6 protein-coding genes (1 of these 6 cut by a window edge) are annotated in these 8,175 nt (G+C 66.9%); 4 read left to right on the top strand and 2 right to left on the bottom strand.

Features of this window, described 5'->3' with window-relative positions:
• The 4 genes from BGN95_RS18490 to epsC all read left to right on the top strand — a co-directional run.
• Positions 1 to 810 (top strand): TonB-dependent receptor domain-containing protein (locus BGN95_RS18490; RefSeq protein ID WP_286773606.1); only part of this gene is annotated, 810 nt, incomplete at its 5' end.
• Positions 811 to 840: 30 nt separating this feature from the next.
• Positions 841 to 2,301 carry an amidohydrolase gene (locus BGN95_RS18485; protein ID WP_286773605.1) on the top strand — a complete coding sequence of 487 codons (1,461 nt, stop codon included), beginning with the start codon at positions 841 to 843 and terminating at the stop codon, positions 2,299 to 2,301.
• Between the two features lie 28 nt (positions 2,302 to 2,329).
• A complete protein-coding gene (locus BGN95_RS18480; protein WP_286773604.1) occupies positions 2,330 to 3,871 on the top strand; it encodes an ABC transporter substrate-binding protein in 1,542 nt (513 codons plus the stop codon).
• Between the two features lie 155 nt (positions 3,872 to 4,026).
• Complete coding sequence (gene epsC / locus BGN95_RS18475) at positions 4,027 to 4,977, top strand: serine O-acetyltransferase EpsC (protein ID WP_286773603.1); 951 nt, start codon at positions 4,027 to 4,029, stop codon at positions 4,975 to 4,977.
• Positions 4,978 to 5,000: 23 nt separating this feature from the next.
• Here epsC and BGN95_RS18470 read toward each other — a convergent pair whose 3' ends face one another.
• Entirely contained in the window at positions 5,001 to 6,824 is a 1,824-nt protein-coding gene (locus BGN95_RS18470; RefSeq protein WP_286773602.1) for an ABC transporter ATP-binding protein, read from the bottom strand.
• A gap of 1 nt (position 6,825) precedes the next feature.
• A protein-coding gene (locus BGN95_RS18465; RefSeq protein WP_502688317.1) for an ABC transporter ATP-binding protein crosses the window boundary here: on the bottom strand, positions 6,826 to 8,175 show its 3' portion. 204 nt of this gene lie beyond the right edge of the window; only the last 1,350 of its 1,554 coding nucleotides appear in the window; the start codon falls outside the window, past its right edge; its stop codon occupies positions 6,826 to 6,828.

Genomic DNA, 8,175 nt, shown 5'->3' with positions numbered 1-8,175 from the left:
TATTACAAGTCGAACAACAACGGGTGGCTGTACAAGGCCAACGTCAGCTGGAAGCCGCTGCAAAATCTTCTGCTCTACGGCCAGGTGGCGACCGGTTACCGTCCGGGCGGGGTCAACCAGGTGCTCGGTCTTGCGCAGGCGCTGGCCTATGCGCCCGACAAGACCACGACCTATGAAGGCGGCCTGAAGACGACGCTGGCGGACGGCGCGTTCACCTTCAACCTGTCGGGCTACATCACCGACTGGAAGGACATGCAGGTCAGCATCAACAGCGGCAGCTTCCTCTATCTGGGCAATGCGGGCGCGGCGCGTATCCGCGGGATCGAGGCGGAGACGGTGATCAGCCCGATCGCGGGTCTCACGTTCAACATCAACTTCGTGCTGACCGATGCGAAGCTGACGCAGGATCAGGTGCCGGACAATGTCACCCCCAGCGCCACCACCGCCCGCGCCGGCGACAAGATTCCGTTCATCGCGCCGCAGACGGTCGGGGTTGCGGGCCAATATGACTGGGCGATCGGCGAAAGCGGCAAGTTGCGCGCGCTGCTGCGCGGCGATCTCAGCTATGTCGGCAAGAGTTATGCGGACTTCCGCCCCAATGCGATCGGTTATCGTCAGGTCGGCGACTATACGCTCGCGAACCTGCGCGCCGGCATCCACACCGAACGCTATGGCGTCTACGTCTTCGTCAACAATCTGTTCGACACGATCGCGCGGGTGGCGGCCGGCAATACTTTAGGCGGCACGACCGAGACGGTGACGACCGTTCCGCCCCGCACGATCGGCATCAACCTTACCGGATCCTTCTGAGCCATCCGCGCGATGAAGAGGAAGAATTGCATGAAGGCACGATATTTTCCGCGCGGGCTCGTCGCGGTCCTCGCCATTGGCGCGCCGGCGGCACAGGCGCACCCGCTGTCCGACGCGGATGTCTCGGCGATCACCGGGCAGGTCGAGGCGCGCAAACCGCAACTCGCGGCCAATGCGCGCAAGATCTGGGAATGGGCGGAGGTCGGGTTCCGCGAAGAGCGCAGCACCGCGCTGCTCCAGAGCCAGCTCAAGGCCGCGGGGTTCCGCGTCGAGACCGGCATTTCCGGCATCCCCACCGCTTTCGTCGCGACCTATGGCGATGGCGGCCCGGTGATCGCCTATCTCGCCGAATATGATGCCTTGCCCGGTCTTTCGCAGGTCGACGCGCCGCAACAGGCGACGCGCGGCGGCATCGCGGGTCACGCCTGCGGCCATAATCTGCTCGGCGCGGCATCGGTCGAGGCGGCGATCTCGCTCGCCAAATGGCTGAAGCAGACCGGCACGCCGGGAACGATCCGCGTCTATGGCAGCCCGGCGGAAGAGGGCGGTTCCTCCAAGATCTATTTCGTGCGCGACGGTCTGTTCAAGGATGTCGATGCGGTGCTGAGCTGGCATCCGTCGAGCCAGAACGGCGCTGCGCAGGGCACGATGCTCGCGGTGATCAGCGTCAAGTTCCGCTTCGAGGGCATCGCGGCGCATGCCGCCGCGGCGCCGGAACGCGGGCGATCCGCGCTCGACGGCGTGGAGATCCAGAATGTCGCGGTCAATTATCTGCGCGAGCATGTCCCGCAGGAAACGCGCATCCACTATACGATTACCGACGGCGGCGACCAGCCGAACATCGTGCCTGCGCACGCCGAGAGCTTCTATTATATCCGCCATTATGACGCGGACGTGGTGCGCGATGTTTTCGACCGCGTGAAAAAGGCCGGCGAGGCGGCGGCACTCGCGACCGGCACCAAATTCTCCTATGAGATCGTCAGCGGCAGCTTCGGGGTTCTGCCCAACGACACGCTGGGCCGCGTCGTCGACGCCAATCTGCGCCGCGTTGGCGGGTATCGTTATACGCCGGAGGAGGCCCGCTTCGCCGAGGCCATCTCCAGGACATTGCCGGCCGGGGCGGGGAGGGCCGATCCGTCCGCGATCGGCGCCTATGATTTCGGTCGCCGGACCTCCGCGTCATCCGATGTGGGCGACATCAGCTGGGTAACGCCGACCTCGAGCCTCGGCACCGCGACCTGGGTGCCGGGCACCGTCCCGCATAGCTGGCAGGCGGCTGCGGCGAGCGGCACGTCGATCGGGGTCGACGGTGCGCTGATCGCCGCCAAGACGCTCGCTTTGTCCGGGGCGGAGCTGCTGGTGAACCCCGACACGTTGAGGGCCGCGAAGGAGGAGCTCCACAAGAGCCAGGGCGCGGGCTTCCACTATCAGCCGCTCCTGGGCGATCGCAAACCGGCGCTCGATTATACCCAGGCGCCCGCGCGCCGCTGACGCAATTTCGATCGAAGGAGGAGGCGATATGGAGCAGTTCGTTTCGCGTCGGGCATTGTTGGGCGGGCTGACGGCGGCCGGCGGCGCGCTGATGCTGCCGGGCTGCGGCCCGTCGGCGGGCGGCGGCGCGGGCAATGCGCCACGCCGCGGCGGCACATTGCGCCTCGGCATCCTCGAGCCGGATCGGACGGGCGATCTCGACGTCCACAAACCGATCAGCATGGGCAGCGTCATTCGCGGCTTCGCGATGTACAGCAAGCTCTGGGAATGGGACGATGACATGCTCCCGGTCCTCGATCTCGCCGAGACGAGCGAAGTCACGCCCGACGCCAGCGCGTGGACCGTGCGGCTGAAGAAGGGGCTGGAATTCCACCACGGCAAGTCGATCACCGCGGATGATGTGATCTTCTCGCTGCGGCGACTGACCGACCCGCGGCTCGCCTCGCCGTTCGGCGCGCTGATCAACCCGGTCGACCGCGATTCGATTCGCAAGCTCGACGAGCGCACGGTGCGGATCGCGATGAAGCCGGGGCTGCCCTTCGTGGCATTGCCCGAGACGTGGGTGAATTTCGGCGGCATCGTGCCGACCGATTACGATCCCGTCCACAATCCGGTCGGCGCGGGACCGTTCAAGCTCAAGGATTTCACCCCCGGCCAGCGCGCGCGCTTCGTCCGGTTCGAAAATTACCACAAGCCCGGCCGTCCCTATCCCGACGCGCTGGAGATCATCGAGTTCAAGGACCAGTTCGCGCGCGTCTCCGCGCTGCTCGCGGGGCAGATCGACCTCGCCAACATGATCCTGCCCGAACATGCCGGGTTGCTGCGCGGCAAGGCGGGGGCGCAGGTGATCGTGTCGCCGTCCAACACCTGGCAGTCGTTCGACATGAATGTCGCGAGCGGCCCCTTCGCCGACGCGCGGGTGCGCGAGGCGTTCCGGCTGCTCGTCGACCGCGATGATCTGGTGAAGCGCGCGCTGCAAGGGCACGGCCGCGCAGCCAACGATCTTTATGCGCCGCAGGACCCGACCTTCGACCGGGCGATCGCCAGGCGCCCCTATGATCCGGACAAGGCGCGCAGCCTGCTTGCCGCCGCCGGCGCATCCAATCTTTCGGTGGAGCTCGTTACGACCGCCGCCGCCGCCAGCCCGGCGCTGGTCTTTACCGAACAGGCCAAGCGCGTCGGTGTCGATATCCGGGTGCGCAAGGTCGATTTCTCCGTCTTCAACGGCAAGTCGCGCCCGGATTGGGCGCTCAGCACCGGCGGCACGCTCGGCACGCCGTGGCTCGCCACCGCGCTCCACATCGACGCGCCCACCGCGGTCAACAACAAGACGCACTTCCGCGATCCCGAATTCTCCAGCCTGTTCCAGCGCGCGATGGGCGAGCCCGATCTCGAACGGCGCAGCGCGCTGGTCCATCAGGCGCAGCGCATCCAGTTCGACCGCGGCGGCCTTCTCATCTGGGGTTTCACCGACGTGCTCGACGGCGCGGCGGCTCGGGTCGGCGGGATCAAACCCGAACGCTCGCATTTTCCCACCTGGCGGTTCGACCGCATGTGGGTGAAGGCCTGATCCGGCGGTCTTCGCGTCGCTATCCTGCTTAACCCTACTGATTTGATAGGAAATCTATACCCGGGTTTGGCAATTCTGCCCGGCGCCGGGAGCGCATCCGGCTAATATGGTCCGGACGGAACCGAATACGGTCCGGGTAACCCCGAGGAGTTCCCATGCCTGCCGCTTTGGACGGATCCATCACGATCCCGCGAGATCTCGGAATCGTGATCGACGAGCTGAAACAGGCGCGCGCCGACTGGCGGATCGCGCATGACCGCGTGAGCGAGCGCGTCCTCGCTTTCCCCTCTCGCCAGTCGCTCAAAAGGATTTGCCGTGAACTCGGCACGGCCTTGTTCCCGCTCCGGCTCGGGCCACCCGAGCTCAATTCGTCCAACGAGAATCGCTGGATCGAAGCGACGCTCGAATCGACCCTGTCGCAACTGACCGCGCAGGTCGCGCTCGAGGTTCGCCTCGCGCGGCCGGATATCAATAGTATCGAAGAGGCGCGCGTCGCGGACAATATCGTCGGCGCGTTCGCGGCGAGCCTGGCGGACATCCGGCGCCTTCTCGATGGCGATGTCGAAGCCGGTTACCGCAACGATCCGGCCGCCCGCAGCGTCGATGAAGTCCTGCTTTCCTATCCGTCGCTGACCGCGATCCTCCATTACCGGCTCGCCCACCGCCTGTACGAGCTCGGCGCGCCGCTGATTGCGCGGATCATCGGCGAGGTCGCGCATGCGGAAACCGGGATCGATATTCATCCCGGCGCGACGATCGGGGCGCAATTGTTCATCGATCATGGCACCGGGATCGTGATCGGAGAGACCTGCGTGATCGGCGATCGGGTCCGGCTCTATCAGGGCGTGACGCTGGGCGGCGAGCCGTTGCCCGCCGGCGCCGCGCACAGCAATGCCGATCCTCGCGCCCGCCGGCATCCCTTCATCGCGGATGATGTGGTGATCTTCGCCGGCGCGGTGCTGCTCGGGCCGATCACGATCGGCGCGCGGTCACGCATCGGGGGCAATCTGTGGCTCCGCACCGATGTGCCGCCCGACAGCATCGTCGAACTCGAAACGCCGCGGATCAGGCCGGCGGGGACCAGCGCATCCCGAGAGGAGTTTTAGACCCTAGCGCGTCGCGCGCTTCGTCACGCGGGCTCGGCCAGGTTTCGGTCATAGGCGCGGTAGAGCGCCGCATAGGCGCCTTGCGCTTCGATCAGCTCGTGGTGCGGCCCGATTTCGGCGATCGCGCCGTCGCGGATCACGACGATGCGGTCCGCGTCCCTGATCGTGGCGAGCCGGTGCGCGATGATCAATGCCGTGCGCCCTTCGCACAAGCGCCGCAGCGCGGCCTGTATCCGCTGTTCGGTGCTGACGTCGACCGCCGAGGTCGCTTCGTCGAGCACCAGCACCGCCGGATCGGCCAGATAGGCCCGCACCAGACACACCAGCTGTCGCTGCCCCTGGCTGAGCTGCGCGCCGAGCGGCCCGACATCGGTCTCATAACCCCGCGGCAGCGCCTCGAGAACGTCGCCGGCGCCGAGTTCACGCGCCGCGTCGATGAGGGCCGCGTCGCTCGCCTCGGGGCGTGCGAGCCGGAGGTTGTCGAGCACGCTGCCGCTGAACAGGACATTGTCCTGAAGCACGACCCCGACCTGCCGCCGAAGGCTGGCCTCGGACAGATGACGCAGATCGTGCCCGTCGAGCAGCACGCAGCCGGATCCGACATCGTAGAAACGGGTGAGAAGCTGGACCAGCGTGCTCTTGCCATGCCCGGTGGGGCCGACGATCGCGACTATTTCGCCTTCGCCGATCGTGAGGCTGAGATCGCGGATCACCGGCTTGCCGGCAAGATAGGAGAAATCCACGTTGCGGAATTCGATCTCGCCGCGGATGCGATCCAGATCGATCGCATCGGGCGCGTCGACGACTTCCGGCTCGGTATCGAGCAGCAGGAAGATCCGCTGTGCGCAGGCCGATCCGTTGGCGAAGCGCTCGAACAGGTCGTTGAACTCCTGAAGCGGCGCGAGGAACAGGAAGACGTAGAACAGGCTCTGGGTCAGCTCGCCGATGGTCAGCGAGCCCAAGGCGACACCGCGCCCGCCGATCAGCAGGATCAGCGCGAGCGCGGCGGTGGTGAGCAGCCCGGTGAACGGCGCGAACCAGCCGGAGCGGGCATTGCCCCGGATCAGCGCGCTGTTGAAATCCTCGAGCAGCCCTTTGTAGCGCGCCAGATTCTCGGTCTCTCGCCCCGCCTGCTTGAGCAGCCGGACGCCGGCGACCGTCTCGACCAGATGCGCGGTAAAGCGGCTGCGGTTCTCCGCCACGCGTGCCCAGGTGCGTTGCGACAGCCGCTTGAAGGCGAAGGTCGCCAGCACGAGGATCGGCACGACCCCCACCAGCCCGAGCAGCAGTTGCGGGGCGATCGTCCATAGGAGGATCGCCGAGATCATGAGGCGCAATAATGCGGACAGAAATTGCGGCGGCCCCTGGATCAGCAGCGGTTCGAGCGTGTCCACGTCGCGGTCGGCGCGCGAGATGATGCGCCCCGCCTTGGTCCGGTCGAAATAGCCGACGCTCAATCGCTGGACGTGGGCGAACACCTCGCTGCGCAGATCGTTGAGGACGCGGATCGCCGCCGTGCCCGCGACATATTGCGAAACCCCGCTCAGCGCGAAGCGCGCCGCCCAGGTCGCGGCAAGCCCGAGGCACGCCCAGAGGATCAGGCGCTCGTCGAACGGCCGCCCATGATTGCCGAGCGCATGATCGATCACCAGCCCGATCAGCATCGGCCGCGCGAAGATCGCCAGCACCTGGACAAGCTCGATCGCGACGACCGCCGCTATGCGCGAGCGCACCGGGCGCAGCAGCGGCGCAAGCCGATGCAGCATGAAGCGGTCCAGCGCCTTTTTCGCGAATTTCTCCTCAAGCTCGAGGTCGGACAGCGGCCGGTCACCGGCGAATGCGTTCATCTCACAATCCCATCAAGGCGCGATAGGCCGGGTTGGAGGCGATCAGCGCATCATGGGCTCCCTCAGCAGCGATCCCGCCGTTCTGGAGCAGCAGGACGCGATCGGCCGCGAGGATCGTCGACAGCCGGCTCGACACGATCAGCATCGTCACCGGCCGCGCCGTACCGCGCCTCAAGGCGCGGATATTGTCGATCGCGCGGCGCTCGGTCGCGGCGTCGAGCGCGCTGGTCGCATCGTCCAGCACCAAAAGGTCGGCATCGGCGAGGAGCGCGCGCGCAAGGCAGATGCGCTGCCGTTGCCCGCCCGACAAGGTCACGCCGCGGTCGCCGACCCGCGTCTCCAGCCCGTCCGGCAACCGTTCGAGCAATTCGCCCGCCGCCGCCTGCTCCAGCGCCGCGATCAATTGCGCGTCGCTGGCGTAAGGCGCGGTCAGGCGGAGATTGGCGGCGAGCGTGTCGGAGAACAGAAAGCTTTCCTGCGGCAACACATGGACGCGACGGCGTAACGCGCCGAGGTTCAGCATGCGCAGATCGCGCCAGCCGCCCGCGTCCGACCCGATCTCGATCGACCCGCTGTCGACATCGATGAGGCGCGGGAGCAGGCCGCACAGCAGGCTCTTGCCCGATCCGGTTGGCCCGACCAGCGCGACGATCTCGCCTGGCGCGATATCGAGCGACAGGTCGCGCAGCACGAGCCCGCCGTCGCCGAGCGGCGCGACCGAGACGCCGCGCAGCCTCAATCCGAGCGGCGCGCGCGGCAGCGGCGCCGTGCCGCTCACGATATCGGGCTCGGCGTCGAGCACCTCCCAGATGCGCCCGGCAGAGGCGCGCGCATCGGCGACGATCTGGAGCAGCATCCCGATCGTCTCGATCCTCAGCACCAGCGTGTTGACCACCAGCAACGCGGCGACCAGCGCGCCGACATCGAGCCGCTCGTGCCCGACCAGCCACGCGCCATAGCCGAGCACCCAGACATGGCCGAGCGCGACGATCGTCTGGGGCAGGGGGACGTGCCGCGCCGCATAGGAGATCGCCGCGCGCGCCTCGCGGCGAAAGACCGAGACATGCGCGTCGAAGCGCGCGATCCGCGCCGCGCCCAGCCCGAACGCCTTGATCACGCGGACGCCGTTGACGCCTTCCGACAGATCCTGCGTCACCGCGTCATAAGCGCTGCCGATCCGGCGATCGAGCAGCACCAATGCGTCTGCCTGAGCGGCAAGCAGCGCCGTGCCGACCAGCATCAATATGAGCGGAACGATCCCCAGCCAGGGCGAATAATAGATCAGCAGCCCGGTCGAGATGATGACGATCAGCCCGGTCTCGAACATCTGGCGCCAGAAGTTGATCAGCGC

The organism is Sphingomonas sp. 66-10, assembly GCF_001897045.1.
Lineage (GTDB): Bacteria > Pseudomonadota > Alphaproteobacteria > Sphingomonadales > Sphingomonadaceae > Sphingomonas > Sphingomonas lycopersici.
Note: the sequence above shows the minus strand (reverse complement) of the source record. Positions and strands in the feature narration are given on the sequence as shown.

Excerpts from the sequence above, each read along its gene's own strand:
- BGN95_RS18470 (WP_286773602.1), bottom strand. The coding sequence starts at position 6,824 with ATGAACGCATTCGCCGGTGACCGGCCGCTGTCCGACCTCGAGCTTGAG.
- BGN95_RS18485 (WP_286773605.1), top strand. The coding sequence starts at position 841 with ATGAAGGCACGATATTTTCCGCGCGGGCTCGTCGCGGTCCTCGCCATT.
- BGN95_RS18480 (WP_286773604.1), top strand. The coding sequence starts at position 2,330 with ATGGAGCAGTTCGTTTCGCGTCGGGCATTGTTGGGCGGGCTGACGGCG.
- epsC (WP_286773603.1), top strand. The coding sequence starts at position 4,027 with ATGCCTGCCGCTTTGGACGGATCCATCACGATCCCGCGAGATCTCGGA.